Origin of the sequence: Hungatella hominis, assembly GCF_014288005.1 — a bacterium.
In the GTDB taxonomy this organism is placed as follows: domain Bacteria; phylum Bacillota; class Clostridia; order Lachnospirales; family Lachnospiraceae; genus Hungatella; species Hungatella effluvii.
Window position 1 is genome coordinate 99,593 of sequence record NZ_JACOPB010000007.1, and the last position, 22,802, is coordinate 122,394.

17 protein-coding genes are annotated in these 22,802 nt (G+C 51.4%); all 17 read right to left on the reverse strand.

All coding sequences use genetic code 11. The features are described from left to right. Positions 1-174 precede the first annotated feature (174 nt). The 17 genes from H8S75_RS16530 to H8S75_RS16610 all read right to left on the reverse strand — a co-directional run bounded on the left by H8S75_RS16530 (position 175) and on the right by H8S75_RS16610 (position 22,797). Positions 175-1,227 (reverse strand): LacI family DNA-binding transcriptional regulator, encoded by a 1,053-nt coding sequence (locus H8S75_RS16530; RefSeq protein WP_187022581.1) that lies wholly within the window; start codon positions 1,225-1,227, stop codon positions 175-177. 65 nt (positions 1,228-1,292) lie between these two features. Beyond that, positions 1,293-1,901: an SGNH/GDSL hydrolase family protein gene (locus H8S75_RS16535; RefSeq protein WP_187022582.1), complete on the reverse strand. Its 609-nt coding sequence runs from the start codon at positions 1,899-1,901 to the stop codon at positions 1,293-1,295. Between the two features lie 37 nt (positions 1,902-1,938). Next, positions 1,939-3,588: an MGH1-like glycoside hydrolase domain-containing protein gene (locus H8S75_RS16540; protein WP_187022583.1), complete on the reverse strand. Its 1,650-nt coding sequence runs from the start codon at positions 3,586-3,588 to the stop codon at positions 1,939-1,941. 26 nt (positions 3,589-3,614) lie between these two features. After that, positions 3,615-5,297 (reverse strand): alpha-amylase family glycosyl hydrolase, encoded by a 1,683-nt coding sequence (locus tag H8S75_RS16545; protein WP_187022584.1) that lies wholly within the window; start codon positions 5,295-5,297, stop codon positions 3,615-3,617. A gap of 3 nt (positions 5,298-5,300) precedes the next feature. Continuing rightward, the gene (locus H8S75_RS16550) at positions 5,301-7,970 is read right to left on the reverse strand and encodes a glycoside hydrolase family 38 N-terminal domain-containing protein (protein WP_187022585.1); all 2,670 of its coding nucleotides are present in this window, start codon (positions 7,968-7,970) and stop codon (positions 5,301-5,303) included. Between the two features lie 64 nt (positions 7,971-8,034). Further along, positions 8,035-9,138 carry an ABC transporter ATP-binding protein gene (locus H8S75_RS16555; RefSeq protein WP_117621121.1) on the reverse strand — a complete coding sequence of 368 codons (1,104 nt, stop codon included), beginning with the start codon at positions 9,136-9,138 and terminating at the stop codon, positions 8,035-8,037. 10 nt (positions 9,139-9,148) lie between these two features. Further along, positions 9,149-10,192, reverse strand: coding sequence for a carbohydrate ABC transporter permease (locus tag H8S75_RS16560; RefSeq protein ID WP_187022586.1), 1,044 nt, complete (start codon positions 10,190-10,192; stop codon positions 9,149-9,151). After that, the gene (locus tag H8S75_RS16565; protein ID WP_187022587.1) at positions 10,189-11,139 is read right to left on the reverse strand and encodes a carbohydrate ABC transporter permease; all 951 of its coding nucleotides are present in this window, start codon (positions 11,137-11,139) and stop codon (positions 10,189-10,191) included. The genes H8S75_RS16560 and H8S75_RS16565 overlap by 4 nt, the downstream gene beginning before the upstream one ends. A gap of 279 nt (positions 11,140-11,418) precedes the next feature. Then, the gene (locus H8S75_RS16570; protein ID WP_243270295.1) at positions 11,419-12,771 is read right to left on the reverse strand and encodes an ABC transporter substrate-binding protein; all 1,353 of its coding nucleotides are present in this window, start codon (positions 12,769-12,771) and stop codon (positions 11,419-11,421) included. Between the two features lie 118 nt (positions 12,772-12,889). Next, positions 12,890-13,963, reverse strand: a complete 1,074-nt coding sequence (locus tag H8S75_RS16575; RefSeq protein ID WP_187022589.1) for a CdaR family transcriptional regulator — start codon at positions 13,961-13,963, stop codon at positions 12,890-12,892. Next, on the reverse strand, positions 13,945-16,167 hold the full coding sequence (locus H8S75_RS16580) for a glycosyl hydrolase family 65 domain-containing protein (protein ID WP_187022590.1): 2,223 nt from the start codon (positions 16,165-16,167) through the stop codon (positions 13,945-13,947). Before H8S75_RS16580 ends, H8S75_RS16575 begins: the two co-directional genes overlap by 19 nt. Further along, complete coding sequence (locus H8S75_RS16585; protein ID WP_187022591.1) at positions 16,164-17,216, reverse strand: Gfo/Idh/MocA family protein; 1,053 nt, start codon at positions 17,214-17,216, stop codon at positions 16,164-16,166. Before H8S75_RS16585 ends, H8S75_RS16580 begins: the two co-directional genes overlap by 4 nt. A 44-nt stretch (positions 17,217-17,260) precedes the next feature. Then, positions 17,261-18,055: a sugar phosphate isomerase/epimerase family protein gene (locus tag H8S75_RS16590; protein ID WP_243270296.1), complete on the reverse strand. Its 795-nt coding sequence runs from the start codon at positions 18,053-18,055 to the stop codon at positions 17,261-17,263. Next, positions 18,052-19,116, reverse strand: coding sequence for a zinc-dependent alcohol dehydrogenase (locus tag H8S75_RS16595; RefSeq protein WP_187022592.1), 1,065 nt, complete (start codon positions 19,114-19,116; stop codon positions 18,052-18,054). Before H8S75_RS16595 ends, H8S75_RS16590 begins: the two co-directional genes overlap by 4 nt. Before the next feature lie 54 nt (positions 19,117-19,170). Continuing rightward, complete coding sequence (locus H8S75_RS16600; RefSeq protein WP_187022593.1) at positions 19,171-20,226, reverse strand: LacI family DNA-binding transcriptional regulator; 1,056 nt, start codon at positions 20,224-20,226, stop codon at positions 19,171-19,173. A gap of 227 nt (positions 20,227-20,453) precedes the next feature. Continuing rightward, complete coding sequence (locus H8S75_RS16605; protein ID WP_187022594.1) at positions 20,454-22,031, reverse strand: AbgT family transporter; 1,578 nt, start codon at positions 22,029-22,031, stop codon at positions 20,454-20,456. A 70-nt stretch (positions 22,032-22,101) separates the two neighbouring features. Beyond that, a complete protein-coding gene (locus tag H8S75_RS16610; protein WP_187022595.1) occupies positions 22,102-22,797 on the reverse strand; it encodes an RluA family pseudouridine synthase in 696 nt (231 codons plus the stop codon). Positions 22,798-22,802 lie beyond the last annotated feature (5 nt).

Below are 22,802 nucleotides of genomic sequence, written 5' to 3' on the forward strand. Positions count from 1 at the left end.
AGGATTTTCCTATGGCTGCAAAAAAGGAAGTACAGTCTGCATGTCCGATATCTCTCGGTTAGCAGATCGTACTTCCTCTCGTTGTCACTCCGGAATCTTTTCTGATGAATTCTTTTCTGATGAATTCTTTCCTGGAGTATTCTTATCTGATGGATTCTATTCTGGTACATTCTTCTAAGACATATTCTTTCCGGATATATCCTTCACCGACTTCCGAATCCGCCTGGTACACTCCACTGCGCAGACGGAGTCCTCTTCGCTGATCTCCCTGCCTTCCAGCATCTCAATCATGATTTCGCTGGCCCGGTAGCCGATATCGTGAAGCGGCAGGTCAATGGTCGTCAGCGGCGGATTATAATAACTGGACAGCTCCCGGTTATCGTAGCCCACCACGGACAGATCCTCGCCCACCGCCATGCCTAACTCCGCCAGCCTGTCGTAGACGCCGCCCGCCATCAGGTCGTTCATGCAGAATACCGCCGTGATGTCCTTTGCAAGAAGCTTCGTAATGCCCTCATAGCCTGATTCCCTGTTCCAGTCTCCCTCGGTCACGAACCCCGGGGAATAGAGGATTCCGCTGTCAAACAGCGCCTCCTGGTATCCCACCAGCCGGGACTGCGCGTGGATACTGTCCGATTTTCCCATGATCACGCCGATTCTCGTATGGCCGTTCTCGATTAAGTATTTCGTGATCTCGTATGCGCCGTGGCAGTCGTCCACCACGACAGAGGGCACCTTCGGCGTCCTGGAGTAGCCGTAGGCCATCACCGCCGGTATGGGAAGGTTGTCCGGTATGCATAAGATCGGCCGCTCATGGGCCGCTACATAGATGATTCCTTCCACCTGCTTCTGCATCAGCTTTTTGATCTCGCGGCGTACCACCTCGTAGTAGTCATCCTTGCTGTAGTAGGTGTCATTATACTTTTTATAAAGCCTTAAATTGATCAGAAGAATCTGATAATCCACCTGTTCGCACTGTTCCGTAATTCCATCTATGATATCCGGAATGCTGAATATGGTCATATCCTCGGCGATCACGCCGATGCTTCTCGTTTTCTGCAGCTTCAGATTTTTGGCCACCACGTTTGGCGTGTAATTCATCTTCTCAATCATAGCCAACACGTTTTTCCTGGTCGCCGCGCTGGCCCCGGGCTTATCATTCAATATATTTGATACCGTTGCCACGGAAACATTGCATGCCTTTGCAATTTCCTTTATGGTTGCCATTCAATCACCCCCAAGTCTCTAAAACTATTAATACAGATTTTGGGGGAAATGTCAAGCTGAAACGTTTAATATATACAAAATCTCTGAATCTCCCGGTTCAGGACCGCGCCAATCCTCTGGTAGCCCGCCCGGTTGGGATGAACCCGGTCTTCCAGGTATATACCGGCATTATCGCGATGAATTCCGCACAGCCGCCGCATGTCGATGAGCGGGAAGCCCAGCCGCTTACTGGAGCGCTCCAGCTCCTCGCAGTAATCAAGCATGGTGTGTCCGTTTTTGTTGGGCAGTTCGTAAGCCTCTCCCGCCTGCGTCATGCCATCCGGGCACTCAAACCGGTAGATCGGAGTCACCCAAACCAGTTCCGCAGTGGGAGCCGCGGCGCGCAGCCTGTTTACAGCTTCCTTTATCCCATGGGAAAACTCTTCCAGCCCGCTTCCCCAGTACCAGTCATTGCTGCCATGCCAGATAAGAAACAGATCTGCGTCTTCCGGAACCGGATTCTTATCGAGTACCTCCAGCATGCCGACGGGTGTCTTCCGCGTCAGTCCGCTGGAGCCGACGGCAAAATTATAAACCTTTTCCAGGGAGAGGCTGCTTTTCAGCATGGCTTCATAGCCGCCCTCCCCGTGTGTTCCCGTAGAAATACTGTCGCCGTAAATCGCCATTGTCTTCATAAAAATATCTTACCTCATAAGTCATACAAGTCAGGATTTAAAATGTCAGTTTCATGTCCCCCTGCACCATAATCGAATGCTGTGCGCCCTGATAGATCAGATTCAGCTTGAAGCAGTCCTCCGTATGAATACTCACCTCAAGGGACCCGCCTGCGTCTGCGGCCTCAAAATCAGCTGTCTTTCCTGCAAACCAGTACTGCTTGCAGCCAAGAACGCCTCCCCGCACAAGATGCTCGGCTATCTCCCAACGGACCGTCGTTTCCGTCTCATTCCTGTCGAGGGACAGGCCTGCGGCGTACTGGATCAGATAGAGAATCGGAGCGAGGCCGGACCAGCCCACGAAATCCTTGTTGTCTGCATCCCCGCTGGATATCTCATCCGGCGGATAGTTCTCCCAGATAGTTCCTGTCTGCTCATAGACTTTTGCGATCACGTCCAGATGGTTGATGGCGATGTCCTTGGCCAGCTTATGGAATCCGTGCTTCTCCAGTCCGCAGGTGACGAGGGCATTGGTCGGAGCCCACACGGAGCCTCTCCAGTATCCGCCTCTTGGATCGTATCCCTCTTCGTCCGCAGCCACAACCGGAATCCGGTGTACGCGGTTAAAGGTCTCCTTGTCCTCCAGCCATTCGATGAGACGTTTTCCCTGCTTCTCATCTGCCACGCCAGACACCAGCGGGAAGAAGCCCGCGATCGTCTTGATTCTGGTCTGGCGCTCGCCAAATGTCATATCGTAGTAAAATCCGTCCTGTTCGTTCCACATATAGTGATTGATTTTCTCGATCAGAACCATGCGGTCCTTCACGAGGCCTTCACGCCGCTTATCGTAATCCGGCACCTCGTATCCCCGTTTTACCAGGACATCCATGATGTCAATCAGATTGCCTGCAAACATGGCCATCTCACTGCTGGTATCTACCGCGAGCCCCAGATGCTTATTTCTCGGTGAGTTATCCATACTCGCCCAGTCCGTAACGTACAAGCCGTTCTGATGGCGCAGATGGTACTTCATCGCCTCATGATAGTGGTAGAGCGGCTCAAATACCATGTGAAGACGCGCCGCGTCTCTCGTATGGCAGTAGCTCTCCCATTCCGCGAAGGCGAGAAGGGGATGGTTTAGATTGTCCAGGGTCAGATACGGCTTCTTCTCGATGATGCGGCCCATATTCGGCTTGTACATGTCCTCATACGGCAGCTTTCCCAGTTCTCTCAAGGTACGGAAGCCGTAGTGATTCTGGAAATAGGAGTACAGCGGGCTGTCAAAGGCGTTGACCCACAGGAGAAAATCTTTTCCCGTATCCCGCACCATCTCTCTGGGTATCTCCCCATCATCAAACTGTTTGCAGTAAAAGTTATCCAGGGAACAGATTCCCGGAACGTAAGGATGAAGAAGATTGCAGAACAGCGTCATAAATACCGTGTCCCAGAGGAATATATCATCGTTAAATGCAGCGTCCACAAAATTGCTGACAAACCCGCTGCCCTCTGTCGGACGGTGTACGTTGGTATATAAAACCTGAATCGCATAATTGTAGCAGTCCACCCATTCCGGATGGCTTGATACGATAGGAACAGGAAGCCTGTCCTTTACCTCTTCGTAGCTTAAAAGGGGCGCTCCGTCGTACTCTTTCTTATCAAAATACATTCCCCTGTCGAGGGAATCCAAAAAGCTGTAATCTCTGTCCATACCCTGCTTCTCCTCTTTTATATTGGTCAGCTGTTAATCTTCATCCACAGATATTCATATGGCTCCAGCGTGACCTCCTGATTCATCAATTTACCGGAAAGCAGACCGCTTCCCGCCATTCCTGTCTCTAATTCTACCACATCATCCGATACATTGATAAGTACCAGAATCTGATTTTCTTTCGTTCCCCTCAAGAGCGCGAACACTTTTCTATCCAGCTTCAGAACCTGCTGCGGACTGTTGGGCGAGAACGCGTCCTCCTGCTTCCGGATCTTTAACATCTGCCTGTATCCAGCCAGCACCCGGCTTCTTAAGGACTCCGGATCCGAGAGTTCCGCCTTCAGCTGGTCTGCGTCAAGTTTCTCCCTGTTAATCCGTCTCTTAATCCCTGATTCTTTGAAATCCTTATAACAGTTTCTGGAGCCCAGAAGGCTGTGGTAATAAATCGCAGGCATTCCCATGACGGAAAGCAGAATACACTGGGAGCCAAGGAATTTGCGGACCATTTTCCCCATATCCGTCTCGTTGCCGGCTATGGCGTCCAGGTAATTGATATTCAGTTCATACGGCACCATACTGCCGTCGGCCAGGGATCGGTAACCGACTTCTCCGCCGCGCTCCATGACCTCTGCCACCATGAGGCGCCGTTCCCCCTCGCTTAAGATGTCTTCCACCGGGCGAAGGCCGATTCCGTCGTGAGATGCCAGGAAATTAAAGTAGGAAGTCGCTTCCGTAGTCGGTTCCAGCCCCGCCGCCCAGTCTGATAAATGCGCCGCGCTCCCGCTCAAGTAGGAATACAGGGTCAGCGGAGGAAGCGGAAACTGGTAAACCAGCCCGGCCTCATCATAGCCGCTGCCAAAGTAGCTGATGTTCTCCTTATGAGGCACATTGGTCTCTGTTATAATTGTGCAGCCCCTTGCGCAGGACTCCAGGACACACCTCATCAGCTTGATCAGCTCGTGGGTCTGCGGAAGATGCATGCACGTCGTCCCCAGCTCCTTCCAGGCAAAGCCGATGGCGTCAAACCGGATAAAACGCGCGCCCTTCGCCGCATAGAGCAGAAGTACATCGAGAATTTCCATTAAGACTTCCGGATCCCTGTAGTTTAAATCCAGCTGGTCCTCGCTGAAGGTGGTCCACAGATACTTCGTCCCCATGGAAGTTTCAAACTTCGTGAGCAGCGGCTGCGTCCTGGGCCGGATCACGGTGCTGTAGTCCCCATCGGGATCCGCCTCGATGAAGAATCCCCGGTAGTGCGGATTTCCTGCCGCATACTCTTTAAAGTACCGGCTCGACTTAGAGACGTGATTGATCACTGCGTCAAACATCAGATCGTACTGTTTCCCCAGATTCCCGATATCTTCCCAGTCTCCCAGCTCCGGATTGATCTCCTTAAAATCCGTCACTGAGAATCCGTCGTCCGACGTATAGGGGAACATGGGAAGTAAATGGACCGCGGTCACCGTATCGGAAAGTTCCTCGCTCAGAAATGAGCGGAGTGTCGCGAGAGGCGCTTCCCCCTCTCTTCTGATTCCGTCACCGTACGTAATCAGCATGACATCTTCCTTACTCACCCATGGATATAGCGCCTCACCGGAGGTACTCCCCATCTTAAGCTTCCACGATTCCGTCAGTGCTCCTATCCGCTGTTCCAGTTCCTCCCAGCAGTCCGGGTATAAATTTTGTAAGTGTTCTTTTATGCTGTCCATATTCTATCTCCATGCGATATATAGTGTTATAATTTTATTTCCCGGTACCGTACAGGTTATGGTGTCCGCCGTGTGCTTTACTTCCCCTTCCAGTTCCTCCAAAAGGCTGCACGCCCGGCATTCGCCGATCTCCCGGCCGGTGCGGATCACCAGTTCCTCCTCGTGGCTGCTTCTGTTATAGAAGCGCACCACCGTTCCGTCCATTGTCCGGTGCTTCTTAAGGGCGCTGAGCAGGATGTTTTCGTTGTCAAAGCTTAAGAAGGATCCGCAGCCCCCTCTCTCTGCCGGAAGGCGTGGTACATCTATTCCATAAAGAGGATATAAGTATTTCTCTGCCTCCCTTGCCGGATTCTCTTCATCAAACAGAACCGCGTATTCCACAGTGGTCTCCCCCAGCTCCATGGCTCCCTTCGTCTCCACCACGGGGGTGGTGCTCTCCTGTCCATCCAGCCATGAGGCTGGAAGGCCGTGAAACAAGTAACTCGTACTCCGAAGCAGGGTGATGTAGAAGTCCACTGTCTCTCCGTTTTTCTTCGTGTGGTACTCATAAAGCCCTTTTCCTATCACGTGGAAGCTTCCGTCACATTCCGCCGCCGTACCCTGCGGGGCGCTTTCCTTTTTTCCCCTGAGTCCTGCGTATCCCCGCATCGGGTTTAACAGGGACTGGGTCGATTTAAGCTCCGGTGCAAAGTCCTTTCTTTCCCCTGTCCGCACTGTCTCCTCAAAACCTGTGTTTGAGTATTCCACCGGATTTTTTAATGTCACCGGGAATCTGGCGAACAGGATGTGATCCGGACAGGGATTGTCGATCTGTACCGTAAATTCCACCCGGTCCGTTCCCTCAGTCAGACAGACGAGCGTTACGATCCGGCACACCCGATACTCGGCGGAGCGCTTTAAAAATCCGCGGTCCGCCCGGTCCGGTATGTTCAGTTCGGCCGTTATCTTAAGCTTCTGTGACAGGGGGCTGTTGTGAATTACGGATACGCCCGTCAGCCTTGCCAGAACATGTTCGTCCAGAAGCGGAGACACGTGCTGATACTCATCCCCCGCCTCGCCTCTGTCCACGAAGCTGTTCAGTCCCCGGTATATTTGTCCGTTCTTTTTGTCCTGCACATTGATACTGGCATCTTCATTGACGGTGACAGAAAAACGCTGGTTTTCAATCTTAGCCCCGGATGGCTGGCGCCGCACGTAGAATTCCTGACACCGCTTCTCCAGAAGACGGCTCTTCTGAATCCGGAAATACCGGATGGAAAGCGCCGGAATATCTTTTACCGGAAAGAGGAGCTTCACACACGTTCTCGGAACCTTCTCCTTGCTGTTATAAAAGTATTCCCTTGTGATCACCTCATCGGAAAGTTCCAGAATTTCATAGGGAATCTCCTCGCCGTTGTCCCCGTAAAGCACGAAATCCTTCCAGCCTCCGGCCTTCTCCAAGTGCACCGTCTGTTCCGTCATCCCCGTATAGGAAAATGGATGGGGATTGAAGACTGCCAGATACGACTCATCGCCAAAATCCTGTCCGTACTCTTCCCGTCCCGTCAACTCCTCCATCGCCATCTCGCTGATCCGTGAGGAAGACTGGAACGCATGGGTTAAATAGGACTTGATATCGTCCATCACCTCGTCGGTAGAACAGCCGGAGATTCCGTCGTGTCCTAGAGATATGGAGATGTTTCTCCAAATTTTTCCGAAGAGCCCTTCCGGATAGTCAAATCCGTCTCCACAGGCAGAGGCCAGGACGGCCAGCGGCTCTGCATACCGTTCCACCTGCGACTGAACCGCAAACAGAAGGCGTTTGATCCGGCCCCGGCAGGAAGTGACCGCGGTCGGATCCGGCCCGTACCGGAAATCCCGCAGCTCCCCTCTGACCGTTTTAAGGCCGCAGAAATCGCCCGCCGCTTCCTTCGCCATTTCCGCGTAATCGGCAATGGAACCATTTCTGATATCCAGCTCCGGAAACATTTCCTTCACGTCTCTCACCATAGCCGTAAAATCCGGGTCCTGGTAGAGATGATCGGAACCATTGATCAGCAGAAAGGTATTTAAACGGCTGGATTCCTTTAACGTGCGGTAGGCATCGTAAAAATGCTCAGCCACGGTCTTTCCCATTTTCCCCCAGCTCTTCAGACTCCAGTATCCCAGAATCATATATTCACAAAGGACGCGGGACCCATCCGGAGACTCCCACCAGAATTCCTTTTCTTTGTATTCCGTCCGGTCCACGCCCCGGAAGAAGAACGCCGTATCGATTCCCACGCCGTTAAATATCTGCGGAAGCTGGGAAATATGACCGAAATTATCCGGCACATATCCCGCGTTCAGCTTGCCTCCAACCGACCGGCAGACCTCATCTCCCAACAGGAAATTACGGATCAGCGCCTCTCCTCCGGATAAGAACTCATCCGGCAGATTATAGAGCGGCCCGAATACGAGACGCCCCTCCGCCGCCAGCTTCTCGATTCTCCCCCTGTTTTCCGGATAGATCTCCAGGTAATCCTCCAAAACCACCGACTGTCCGTCAAAGGTATAGCACAGAAACTCCTCATCCTGTTCCAGAAGGGAGAGCAGCCGGTTCATCAGCCCGCAGAGCCGGATCTGGAACTCCTGAAAGGTACGGTACCACTCACGGTCCCAATGGGTTGATGCCGCGATCAGAATCTTATCCATGTTGCATCCTCTTTCCACCGCTGCACGGTTTCTTACTTATCTGATTGTTGCTTTATTCCGATTACTACTTAATCCTGCAAGACGTATCGCGGTCAAAGAACATCACCTTGTCGTCCTTCACGTTTAATGCCACGTTAGTCTTCGGCGCCATCTCCATGTAGGTGGTGGTGTGAATCTTCACTTCATTTCCGCCAATCTTTGTGATCAGAATGGCATGGGAACCCTGGGGTTCCACGAAATCGATGACGGTGTCGCATAAGTAACCTTTTGTCCGATCCATGGAGAATGACAGATCGATGTATTCCGGCCTCACGCCTAAGTCCACCTCTTTGCCGGCGTACGGCAGAAGTGCATCCTTTAAGGAATCCGGCACCAGATAGTGAATATCATCGTTTACAGCCATCAGGCCGTCTGCCGTCTTTTCGATCTTTGTGACAAAGAAATTGGTCGGCGGCGTGCCGATGAACTCTGCGACAAATCTGGTCGCACTGTCCTGATATACCTCCATGGGCGTGCCGATCTGCTCGATCCTGCCCTTGTACATGACGACGATTCTGTCTGCAAGGCTCATGGCCTCAGACTGGTCATGGGTAACGAAAATGCTGGTGGAATTCTGCTGGATATGGATATTCTTCAGCTCGGTTCTCATCGACACACGGAGCTTTGCATCCAGGTTGGACAGTGGTTCGTCCATCAGGAAAATCTTCGGCTTCACAACAATCGCCCTGGATACGGCAACCCTCTGTCTCTGACCGCCCGACATCTGCGCCGGATAACGATTTAAGAGTCCTACGATGTCGGTGGCTTCCGCTGCCGCCGTCACGCGTTTTTTGATCTCATCCTTCGGCACCTTCTGGAGCTTTAAGGGATAGGCGATATTGTCAAATACCGTCATGTGGGGCCAGATGGCGTAGCTCTGGAATATCATGGATACGCCGCGGTCCTTCGGCTTCTTTCCGATTACGTCTTCCCCGTCGATTAATATCTCACCGCCGCTGATATCCTCCAGACCCGAGATCATGCGGATGGTGGTCGTCTTGCCGCAGCCGGACGGTCCCAGAAATACGATGAACTCTCCCTTCTCAATGGATAAATTCATATTATTAACAACCAGTGGACCATCTTTCGTATATTTTTTCTGCAAATTCTTGATTTCCAAATAACTCATAAGCTTCCTCCTATAGTTCTACTCCGCCCCACATCTGACCGATATATTTTCTGATAATGAATGTAAACACCAGTGCCGGAAGGATCAGCACGATACTTCCCGCCGCCGCGTACTGGATTCCGCTTGAGGTGGTTCCAATCGCCTTATAGACAACCAGGGACAGCGTCTGGTTTTTATTGGTCAGGATCAGGGCTGAAATGGTATCATTCCAGGCTGTTAAAAACGAATACATCGAGCTCGCCGCCAGTGCCGGAAAGGCCAACGGCAGAGTAATCTTCGCAAAAGTCTGCACACTGCCCGCCCCGAATATCATGGACGCCTCTTCCAGCTCCTTGTTGATTCCGATGAAGATACTGTTGGTGATCCATGCCGTCAGCGCGATATTGGGAACGGAATAGAGAAGCGCCAGACCGATTCTCGTATCAAAGAGGCCGAACTTAATCAAAAGCATTGCCATGGGAATACTGATTCCCACCACCGGAAACATGCGGACGATTAAAAGCGATACATTAATCTGTTCCTTAAACTTAAACTGGAACCTGGCCATGGCAAACCCGGCCAGACTGCCGATTCCCAGGGAAATCAGAATTGTGTAGAGTGAAACGATAATACTGTTTTTCAGCGCCCCGGCTGCGTTTGGCACGATACTGAAAAATGTCTTGAAATTATAGAATAAGTCTTTCTTATAGGTAAACTCCATGGGGCCATTAGTAAGAGTCTGCTTAAAATCCTCGACCAGCTCCTCGCCGGGCACGGTTACCGCATACTGTCTGGTAAAGTGTGCTTCCAGCTTGGAGGCTCTCTTCGTCGTGATAATAGATTCATATCCCTCTCCGCTGTCATAGAAAATCTCGAATTCCCCCTCCGAAGTCGGCGCCACCTTGACGGTGACTGTGCGTTTCGGGATGAGCCGTTTGGGGAATTCCGTCATTTCGACGGAGTTGGAAAATGCAACCGTTGTAAATGCGAGAAGCGGAACCGCCACAAGGAGGACCATGGTCGCCAGTATAAGGGCCATAACGGTTTTCTGTACGATATTCAGTTTGTCCATCATTTTGCTGCCTCCTTCGCTTTATCCAGGCGTTTCCCGCCTTTTTCGTGGGAACCGGCTCCCGCGCCCTTCGATACCTTCAAGTACACAACCGTCGCACACAGTACGATCAGAGTCGTTAAGAAGGAGAGCGTAAATGCCAGCTTCTGGCTCGTGTTGACACCGGGTACGGCTTCGACATAGAACGCGATTCGCTCCACCAGGAACGGAACCTTGCTGTATCCCAATACCATAACCGCGATCGACCACACCTGAATGGCCGCGATCAGTCTCATGATGATCGACGTGGTAATGGAAGGCTTTAAGATCGGGATCACGATGTCCTTAAAGGTCTGCCATTTGTTGGCTCCAAAAAGGTATGCCGCCTCTTTTAACTCCCTCTGTACCCCCTGAAGTCCTGCGATTAAGATAATCATGACGGAAGGGGTTACAGTCCAGGTGTCGATGAGGATAATCAGGAAGACTGCGGACAGTCCCTCCGCCCCCATGAACACGATGGGCTTGTCGATTAAGTGTAATCCGATCAGAACGGTGTTGATCCAGCCATCTCTGACCAGTCCCGTCTTCCAGAGTATCGCTACTGCGGTCGGGGTAATGGCCATGGGGATCATGGAAATGAACATCAAAAGCTTGGAGCTTTTGAACTTTCTCGAAAGGAGTACGGCTAAGAGAAGCGCCAGAAAATATTGAAGCACAACCGAGACTGCTGCAAATGTTGCGGTGTTAAAAATTGCCGGGCCAATTAAGTCGGACTGGGCCATCAGCTTAAAGTTGCCAAGAAGTGTGAAATTGCCGTCAAAATCAGTAAAAACCTCTTTTACCCCCGACAGCACCGGCAGCAGCCAGAATACTGCATAAAAGAGGAATGCCGGGAGCAGAAGCAGATAGGGAATGCTTTTTTTACTGAATATTGCTTTCTTTGTCGTCTGTTTTGAATCGTTCTCGTTCAAATATATCCCCCATTCCTTTAGGCAGGATAATCCTGTCTGTATAATAGAAAGGCCTGGAAACGCCCGGTGAAGATCGTATTACCACACCGCAGCTTTTCAGCACTGTGCTGCATAAGTTCCGGCAAATAGAGCGGCCGCTATCTACGCCTGGAGCACGCCTGCAAAGCTAGACGCAGGATCCGCTGCGCCGTCGCTTCGCAGGCGCACACCTGACGCAGATATCAACCGCTCTATTCACCAAAACTTATACAATACAGCACTGGGCCTTTGCATAATTAATTAGTTCTTCAATGCTTCCAGCTTACTCTGCTCTTCTGCAAGGTAATCATCTCCAGGAACCGCTTTATTCTTTAATACATCGTTAAAAATATCACCGTAAAGCAGTTTTACCGCGTTCCAGTCAGAATACTCTGCTGCCGGTACACCGGTTACAATCGTGGTCTTTAACATTTCAATACCGGCTCTCATCACTACGTCGCTGGATTCCAGAATGTCGCCAACCTCTTCGATCGGGCTTAAGGATCCGCCGTAGTTGGAACAGAATTCATAGTTTACTTCCGGATCTGCGATGTAATTGATAAATTTCTCTGCCAGTTCCTGATTCGGAGCTCCCTGAGCGATGCCGTAGCACCATGCGCCTGATGTGGAACCTGCGCCCTTGCTTCCCTTAGGAGCCGCGCCTATTACATAGTTGTTGGGAGCTGCGTTGTAGCTTGTACCAACAGGTGCCATATGTGCAAATGTCAGCCATACGTCGCCGCTGTTTAACGGATCTGTCGGTGCGGTGTACTGATCCTGCTCCGCGTAGAATCCATTGCCTGCCGCGATCTTAGCGATAATCCCCAGCGCCTCCTTGAATCCGTCAGAAGTAAATTCCGGGAAACCTCCGCCATAAGCCAGGCTCATGCCGCCCATCGGGTATAACAGCTGGGAGCTTGTTAAGTTGGCAGGCATCATGGTCTTTCCTTCGCCTTCACCGGCTGCTATCGCAACCGCCCAGTCTGCGTACTGTTCCCATGTGATACCGGAAACAACATCTTCTTCTGTCAGTCCGTCCGGAAGGTAATCCAGGGCCTTCTTATTGGCACACGTTACGTATACATCAAAGGTAAACGGAGCGAAGTAACGGACACCGTCTTTATTTGTTGTGTTGTCAAACATCTGAGTATAGGTCGATCCTGTGCTGTTTACCAGCTCTGTAATATCCTGCATCCATCCGCCGTTTACGTATGGCGCCATGTTTGCTGTGTCAGCGTAGATAATATCGGTTATGTAATTCTTGCCTTCCTGCTCCGACTGGATCTTCTTCACCGCGTCCGCCTGAGCTACAAAATCCACTTCTACGGTACAGTTATTCTCCTCTTCGAAGTTCTTGAAGAAGGTATCCATTAAATACTGCTTCTCATGAATTTCCGGAGTGCCGCTGTAGGTAACCTTTAAGACATTCGAGCCGCCGGCTTCCTTCTTGGCTGCTTCCGTCTCCGGCGCCTCCGTGCTCTCTGCTCCAGCTGCCGCGGTCGTTGTCTCGGGAGCCTTTGTCTCAGCCGGCTTCGATGAGCATCCCGCCATGCTCGCCGTCGTTATCACTGCAAGACCAAGTGCCGCTAATTTCTTCGTTAAGTTTTTTTTCATTGTTCCCTCTCCTTTACCATTTGTTGATGATAACATTATAACATTCCAACATTTTTACTACAATGTGGCAGCGCCCAAACCCGGGCCACGCTTTTGTGCATTTGCACAATTGCCGTTTCTACTTTTCCCCGCCCATTTTAATCACGGCGATATAGAGCATCATCAGATCCTTCGCCCTTCTCGGGTTCCGGTTCAGCAGCTCTTCAATCTTTGCCAGACGATAGTTTAACGTGTTGCGGTGTATATGAAGCTTATCACAGATCTGGGCATAGTTATCGTTGTCTTCCACGTAAGCGGTTATCGTCTCCTTCAGGACGCCGTCCACATCCCGCTCCTCCAGAAGCTTCAGGATCTCTTCCAGCTCCCTGGTCACTTCTATATTATTAAGAAGACATTCCAGTGAAACCTCATGGTAGCATAGAATCCGTTTGCGGATATTCAGCACCCTGGCTATGTGAAACGTCTGCATGACGGAGTTTGTGGTTCTGCTGGCAATGACATCGGATTCACCGATATAACAATTCTCCAGGTCTTTGCTGATATCCAGTATTTTCTCCAGACGCGATTCCAGCCTTTTATCCGACCGGAACAGAATCAGGACCTCCTCCATACCCTGACGCACGATGTACTCTCCCGCCGCCAGATGGCTTTTTATGGTTTCAATGATGCTGTAGCGGATTCTGCTGCTGGTTATGACGACAGCGGTTCTCGGAATCTTCATATCGATGCCTAAATACGCCGCCTGGTCGTAAAATGTGTCATCGTACTGTTCCTTGCTTAAGCCGATCCATTCGTACAGAAAATCCTTCAGACGGCTTTCCTTAATGGAGGACATATCGCTCAACAGACGGTTTTCAATGGTCAGAACCGCGATGGATAAACAAATCTGCCCGATGGGCATCACTTCTTCCACGTCCCCGCCAATCGCAATCACGCCTAATATGCTGTTGTTATAGATAATCGGAAGGCTGACTCCCTTCTGTTCCGTGGGAGTGCTCTCGTATATCACATAGGCTTCCTTCCGCTTCAGCGCGGTCAGCGCTCCCTTGTGAAGCGTTCCCAGCGTGCTTTTGTCACCGCTTGCAAGGATCTCTCCGGCCGTGTCCGTAATGTTGATATTGCAGGGGATGATTTTCATAATCCCGTCTGCAATCTTTTGCGCATTCTCTGTGTTCAGATAATTTTCGTACATGTGATCTCCATCCCCTCTCTGGTTACCACGGCCGTTTTCTTCTTCCCATGATCCATAAAGGAAAAACGCATGGACTGCCAGTGGTCCGGCAGATGCGGAGTAAACCGATACGTTCCGCCATCCGTTTTCATCCCTGCAAATCCCCTCAGGATGCAGTTAAGGATCCCGCCCAGCGATGCGGCGTGAATTCCTTCCGCAGAATCCTTATATCCCTCGCAGAGATCAATCTCCATCGCCTGACGGAAAAATTTCATCGCCATGTCCATTTCCCCAATCACGGCCTCCGCCTCAGCGTGTGCACAGAGGCTCAAGGAGGAATCGTGAGTGTTCAGTGCCTCGTAAAACTCCACGTTTTTCTTAACAGTTTCTGCGTCAAACCGGCCTGGCAGAAGTTCCAGCAGTATGACCACATCCGCCTGTTTCAGTACCTGCATGTTGACTACCTGGCTGCGGCTGTAGTCCTTCAAGATCAGCTGGCGCACATCCGCATTCCTGTATTTCTCAATGTCCGGCAGCTTCTTTTTACTGAGGAAGGTATCATCCTGCGGAATGATCTTCTCACCATTCGGCTCCGGCAGATAGAGGCAGCGAAGAAAATGTTCAAACCGCTCGCTCCATCCTTCCTCCTGGTAGGAATCCGCCAGAGGGTTTTTCCAGGAGGCCAGGACATCTCCCGCCGCTTTTACATTTTCGTAAGCCATGTAATTGGTATATGCATTATTGTCCACATGCTCCGTGTACTCATCCGGTCCAATCACATCACGAATCTCGAGACGGCCCTTTTCCTCGTTCCAGACGGCTCTGCTGTGCCAGAACACAGCGGTCTCCAGAATCATCCGGCATCCGTACTGCTCCATGAATTCCCGGTCGCCGGTCGCCTGATAGTAAGAGATCAGCCCATGAATAATATCCGCGGTCACGTGGTGCTCCTTGATTCCCGACCATACCTTCGCGGCCTTTCCCGAATGGATATCGATTGCCGCGTAAAGAGGCGTTTCCTCCTCACCGGAGGACGCTGCCTCCCATGGATACATGGCTCCGGAGTATCCGTACTCTTCTGCCTTCTTCCGCGCTCCTGCAAGGCCATGGTACCGGTAAAGCAGCAGATTCCTCGCTGTCTCCGGAAACATATAAATAAAAAATGGCATGATGAATATCTCCGTATCCCAGAAGACATGGCCCTTATAGCCTTCCCCGGTCAGTCCCTTTGCAGCCGCACTGCAGGAACAGCCGTCCCAGGGAACCATACCCGCCAGATGATACTCTGCGAATTCCACGACGGCCCGCTCTTCCTTCGAAGCCCCGGTGATCTCAATTGCCGCCATATCCCAGAATCGGTCAAATGCCTCTCTGTGGCGGCGGTTCAGCCCGCCCCAGCCAGCCTCCTGCGCTTCTTCCAGGACGTCCGTCATCTCCGTCACGGTCTGACCAGCCGTCTTTCCGGCAGCTTCTTCGCCGTTTTCCACATAAAACAGCGTATACTTACAGATTGTCCACACCTCTCCCGGCCGAAGCTCCTTTTTGAAGTCCTGACAGATTCCTCTCCGTTCCAGATGAAAGGCCGCCGTCTCACGGCTTTCGCCTGTGCTGCATACCGTCATAACAGATAGTATCTGCCCATCGTCGCATCCGCATTCCAGGAACATCCGCTTTTTTTCAAATACTCTGGCCTCCATATGGTCGAAATGAGACACTCCGCTGTTTGTAATCTGCCCGTTGATTCCGGTGGAAAGCTCCAGAATACCGCCTTTTTCACAGGAGACCGACAGCTGATGGCAAAACAGCCGTCGATTGTCCACAGATGCGAATCTCCTGGAGGTAAGCGTGACACCACCGGACGCCTTCATTTCGCATTCGATCCGGCTCTCCAGCTCTCCGTATCTTGTATACAGAGAGCGGTCGTAATCCGTCAGACAGCAGGAATCCAGCCGCAGGTTCTCCCCATTAATACGGATTCTGAATTCGGTAACATCGGGGCAGTTTACCAGCTCCGTCACCTCATGAACACCGGCCTTATGGTACAGACCGCCGATAAAGGTTCCCCTCGACTCATCGAGCTGCTTCGTCTCGAAAGACGCCCGGATACCCAGAAAGCCGTTGCACTGTGCGAAAACGGCTTCTGTCTTTCTGTTATAATCCGGATTCCGTTCCGGCTCATAAAAACGGAATCCCTTTTCCTTCTCCTCTATTTTGTAATAGATCATAGATATCCATTCCCATATATGACCGGTCTTCCCGTTCCTGCGGATCGGTATAAACCGGTAATCAGCTTCTGCACATAGACGGCCTGATCCGGCGTAACAAGAATATCCGCCCGGCCCATGCAGCTCTCCACAAAGTTTCTGATGCAGTCGTAATGCCAGTCCTTCGTCTCATCAAAGGGATAGACCGCGTTCACAGACTGCCCGTCCTCATCGCCGTAGATTTCTAAGGGAAACACACTGATTCCCCGTTTGCTGCCGTACAGGCGGACATTTCTCTCTTCCTTATCGGCGATATTGACCGCAAATGAGGTTCTTATATGTAAGGAACCGCCATTGGAAAATCGAATGAATCCGAACAGGCCGTCCTCCACGCCGAATCTGGCGCCATCCCAGCTTCCCATGAAGCCCGTTCCGCCCTGTTTTCCGATCAGGTCCGAGGAGGAGGCGCAGACATAGGATACTTCCGGGTAGTCCAGCAGACAGGCGGCCAGATCCAGCATGTGAGCGCCGATATCGATCAGCGGACCGCCTCCCTGCAACTCCGGGTTTGTGAAATTGCCCCATCCCGGAATCCCTCTTCGGCGGAGCCAGGTCACATCACCAGCGTACAGAGTTCCCATCTCACCGGCTTCGATCTTTCGCTTCAGAAAGGCGATCTTTTCCGCATGGCGGAAATGAAACCCAAACGTTAAGATCTTTCCGCACCGCCTTGCGGTATCCCGCATTTTCTCCGCTTCTTCCTCCGTGATCGCCGGCGGCTTCTCACACAGGACGTGACAGCCGTGTTCCAGACAGAGACACGTCATATCACAGTGAAACTTGTTCGGCACACAGACGCTGACCGCGTCCGGACGGACCTCCTCAAGCATAGTCCCGGCGTCCGTGTACCAGGATTGAATCTGAAACTCATCGGCCGCCATTTTCGCCGCGTCCGGATTCACATCGCAGACCGCGCTTACCTCCACGTCCGGGAGGCTCTTATAATGATTGATATGGGAGGTCCGGGCTACTTGCCCGGACCCGATAACTGCTACCTTAAGTTTGCTCATGGCCTTCTCCCTGTATGACAATTGCTGATTATGTATGAGATAATTTACATAAACTGCTTCATATAAGCAATGGAATCCACATAGACAGACAGCGGATCTTCGCCGCGGATTCTTCCCTCATTCACAACCGCTCCGTCGTATCCAATCCTCTTTAACGTCTCCATATGGCGTCTGAAATCAATGCTTCCCGTACCCGGCTGGTATCTGTGATTCTCCGCGATGTGGATATGGCCAATATAATCCTTATATTTTTCCAGCGTCTCGGAGATATCATCCTCCTCAATGGACATATGATAGAAATCGCCCGTAATCTTCACCATCTCAAATTTTCCTTCGTCGATGATGGAAACTGCGTCTTCCGTCGTATTTAACATATGGTCCTGATACCGGTTTAACGGCTCTAAGTAGATGTAGATTCCGCACTCCTTCGCCGTCTCCTCAAGCTGGCTCAAAGAATCCAGAATTGCCTTTCTGTCTCCTTCCCGGCTTCTCGGAGATACCATCGGAGGAAGGCGGTATGTAAACATGCCCCAGGCCGCAGGAACCACCACGCCGGTTCCTCCCACTTCCTTTAAATTCCGGATGATCACCTTCAAATCAGCAATGCCGTTCAGTCTCTTCTCCTCGATAAAATCGCCGATCCAACCGCGGTATCCGCCGCAGGCGCTGGAGACCGGAAGGCCGGAAGCGCAGACAGCCCGTTTGATCTCGTCCGGCTTTTCCATCAGCACCTTTCCATCGATCTCGAAGCATTCAAAGCCGATTGATTTTACAAATTTAAATTTTTCTGTTAAGTCCTGCGGAAAAAAATCCCTGTCCTGTGTACCAAGCAGCATCATTCTTCACCTCCAAATGTAACGCCCATCTTTATACTCTTTTCCTGTTCCTTATCCATGTAAGTGCAGATTCCCTCTGCCGAATCCTCAAATTTCACGACCGGATCAATAATCTCAGAACAGTCTAAATATCCGCTCATCAGCATATCCCAGACCACATCCTCGATTCTCTTTCTGTTCCACCTCGGATAATCCGGATTCGGTTCGCTGCACGCTCTCGAGAAAACGATCTTGCCGTAATTGTAATGAGCTTCCTGTCCCAGCCAAAGCCCCGCCGGAAATGGCTTTGCAAATGCCAGATAGGCGATAGTTCCGCCGTATGCCAGCCCCTTTAACGCGGACTGAAGAGCCTGCACGCTGCCGCTTGTCTCCAGAATTGCATCCGCGCCCATCTTTCCGGTAATGCGTTTGATTTCTAATCCCACGTCACAGGCAGTCGGGTCGAAGCAGTAATCGGCGCCGTACTTTCCTGCAATCTCTCTTCTCTTTTCAATGGGGTCCACCGCAATCACGATGGAGGCGCCTGACTTCTTTGCCATCTGTACCGCCAGCTGTCCGATGGCTCCCAGTCCGATCACGACCACATTGTCACCGGAGCGGACATTGGCGTCACGGATTCCGCCCAATGCGAACTGTGCCGGATCGTAGCAGACGGCATTTTTCGCGGAAGCTTCCCTGCTCATCTTTCTCAGCTTATAGTTGTCCACGGCATTGACAATCTCTGTCTCCCTGATCGGTCCGTAGGAACACACTCTGTCGCCTACCGCATATTCCGTAACATCAGCGCCTGCCTCAATGATGGTTCCGACAAACATATTGCCGATGGAAAGATCGCCGAACTCAATTCCGCGCGGCTCATCTGCGTCTCTCTCCACAAATACCTTCCAGTCATTATCGAATTTTCCATCGATAAATGGTGTTGTGCCTCTGAAATCGGCTAACTCCGTTCCATGCTTCGGTGCGGCAAACTCTACCTTCACTCTTACTTCGTTGCTCTGAATCGGTCTGTCCTCATAATCCTTTAATTCGGCTGCTCTCGGCGCCGTAGCTACAAGCTTCTTCATGATGCTTCCTCCAACTCTTCTATATATATACTTTTTTGATTTTCTTGTTACTATTCATGGCTCCGTCTGCCCTGCGCTGTCCGGTCTGACCCTGCCGGTAATTCTGGTCGATTCCCGTTCCTTAATAGTGGAGGGCAGAAAAATCTGTTCGCGGATCAGTGCCTCATGACACTGCTTCTTTTGAAGAAGGGACTGGAGCAGGGTGATGCAGTTCTCCGCCAAACCTTCAAAGTCCTGACCCAGAGACGACAGGGACGGATATGCTTCCTCGTTGACGGCCAGATCGTCTGCCGACAACACTCCCAAATCCTGGGGGATTCTGTATCCGCACTCGGCTGCGGCCCTGTAGATTCCCAGGAACCGGTTGTCTCCATTTGTGAAAATGCTGTCTGCTGCCCCTTCCTGCAGCAGCTCCCTGGTTCTTTCATACGCGGTCTTTGCGTCTTTTACGCCGTAGACGACGCGGCCTTCCGGGACTGCCTTTAAAAAGCCGCCGACACGCAGCTTCGTAGAATAGAAATTCGCGTCATTGGTCAGGTAACAAATCTTTTTAAAGCCTTTCTCTTTTAAATATCCGCCTCCCTTTAACCCCACATCGAAGTTGTCAAGGCTGACCGCCGGTATATCCTGTTCCTCCGGCTGTCCGAGGACTACGTACGGAGTTCCGGTCCGTTTCAAATACTCGATTCTCTGATCTTTTGCCATATGTTCCAGCAGTATGGCGCCATCAGCGATACCACTGGAAAGCAGGTAAAATCCATCCGTCTCATCTTCCAGAAAACCGTGGCTGTCGGATGGAGACACAATGATCTTTAAACCGATACCGCTGGCATAGCGGAACAGATACTTAAGCATCTCGCTTCTCCATAAGTTCATATAATCGCCGTTGTGCTTGTCCAGAAAAACAATGATAATATTGGTTCTGTTCTGTTTTAAACCTTTGGCCAGAAGGTTTACCTGGAAGCCGCACTGCTCCATTGATTTCCGCACCGCATCTCTTGTCTTCGGACTCACCTGCTCGGGATGATTTAATACCCTGGATACCGTCTTCAAAGACACGCCGCAGTGCTCGGCTATCTGCATCATATTTGCTTTTTGAATCTCAACCACCCTCTCTCCGTTTTATTTTGTCCTATGTTCTGTTTCATTTTGTCCTACGTTGTCATTTTAAAACAAACCATTTTCTTTGTCAATTTGCTGAGGCGTTCTTTATGCATTTATTTGAATTCTCATTCAGCGATTGTGCAGATGCACAAAGGGGCGGCGGTCTTTGAAAAAGAAACCGGACCCCGGCGCTTTTCTTTCAGCGCGCCGAGGTCCGGCTCTCTCTTATTTTCCTATGAAATCATCAGGCCTGCTCCCGGTCCCAGAGGCAGTCCGGCCCCCATCCACAGGATGAGCAGCAGCGACCAGCCGATCAGGAAACAGATGCAGTATGGAAGCATGGTGGATACCAGCGTCCCGATCCCGGAATTGTCATCATACTTCTTAGCAAAGACCACCACCATGGCAAAGTAGGCCATCAGCGGCGTAATCAGGTTGGTAGCAGAATCCCCAATGCGGTACGCCACCTGGACCAGCTCCGGCGAGTAGCCCAGCAGCATAAACATGGGTACGAAAACCGGCGCCAGAATCGTCCATTTGGCGGAGGCGGACCCCATGAACAGATTGATGACCGCTGCCAGCAGAATAAAAAGCACCATCAGAACCGGCCCTCCCGCCCCGATATGTCCCAGAACATCTGCCCCCTTCAGCGCCAGGATCGTCCCCAGCTTCGTATAATTAAAGTAACTGATAAACTGAGCCGCCGCAAATGACAGCGCAATATAACCGCCCATGGCCTCCATATTGCTTCCCAGCTGGGCGCAGACATCCTTCTCGCTTTTGTACGCGCCGGAAACACGGCCGTAAACCACGGAAGGCACGAAGAACAGCAGGGCGATCAGCACGATCAGGCCCGTCATAAACGGAGAAGAGGAAATCAGACTTTTCGTCTCCGGGTTCCTGAAAAAAGAATTCTGCGGCCATGCCAGCAGAGCGATCGCCGCGGCCAGTACAAGAAAGCTTATATTGGCGAGGCGGAGCGCCTTTCTCTCCCGACTGGTCAGAGACACGGCCGCGCCGCCTTCGCTTCCTTCCCCGTAAGTCTGTTTTATGCTTCCAGCCAGACGCGGTTCCACGATCCGGTCCGTCACCCAACTGCCCAGCGCCACGATCAAAAAGGTGGACACGATCATAAAATACCAGTTTGCGGACGGCTCCACAACGTAGCCGGGGGAGACCAGCTGCGCCGCCTCGGAGCTGATACCTGCCAGCATGGGATCCAGCGTTCCGATCAGCAAATTGGCAGAGAAGCCGCCGGACACACCGGCAAACGCCGCGGCGATTCCGGCGATCGGATGGCGGCCGCATGCCAGAAACACCATTGCGCCCAATGGAATCAGCACCACATACCCTACGTCCGAAGCCACATTAGACATGACACCGAGAAATACTAACATGGGCGTAACCAGCTTCGCAGGCGTCACCGACACCGTCTTCTTCAGCAGCGCCGACAAGTATCCGCTGCCCTCTGCGCAGCCCACGCCCAGCATAGTCACCAGAACCACGCCCAGCGGAGCAAACTCCGTAAAATTGGTTACCATATGAGTCAGCATATATACGAGACCGTCGCGGTCCATCAGGCTGACCACCGACACAGTCTGCGTCGTCACTTCCATTGTCGTACTGTCTATCACGTCGCCTTCCGCCGAAATCCCCGCCGCAGCCAGGATTCCCGATAATAAGACGATAAAAAGGGCAAGCGCTGCGAACATAGTAATCGGATGAGGCAGCCGGTTGCCCACTTGCTCTACGGTATTGAGGAAACGGAAAACCAGTGATTTTCTTTCCTTTTTCCCTTCATTCTGTTTCATATAGAATAAGCACCTCCTCGGTCTTTTCTATTTTTACCAGAATGAGGTATAGTTATGTATGCGTTTTACTTTACTTTTTTGTGATTGTTTTAAACTTATTAAATATCGTCCCCTGCGGCTTTACCGTAAACTCCATCTTCTTTTTATTCCCCGGATGAGTAAAAGCAAGCTTCCAGGCGCAGAGAGCCACGTTTCTCTGGCCGGCCACCTTCGGTCCGGCCGGATTGTATTTCAAATCACCCAAAAGCGGAGTTCCATGTCCGGAAAACTGAACGCGGATCTGATGGTGGCGTCCTGTCTTCAAATCGATTTCCACGAGACAGAGCGGGCCATCCTCTCCCTCCAGCTCCTCCAGGACAAGGTAGCTTAATTCCGCCCTCTTCGCATCGGTTATCCCCTTATCCACAATTTTAGAAATATTATTTTTCCCGTCTTTCCACAAATAATCCACGTACGTCCCAAAGTTATCCACAGGTTTTCCACAAATAACAGCCAGATACTTTTTCTCCATCTGATGCCCAGAAACCTGCTTACTTAAAGCCCCCGCAGCTTCTTTTGTTTTTCCAAAAACAAGTATACCACCAACCGGCTTATCCAGCCTGTGGATAACTCCCACATATGGTTCCCCCTTTTTTGGGGACAAACTGTTGATATGTTTCTTCACTTCACTGACCATGTCCGGCTCAAAGGTCCGGTTGGACTGCGACTCAATTCCCACCGGCTTTTCCACAACAATGATCTGGTCATCCTCATATAGTATATTCATGTTTT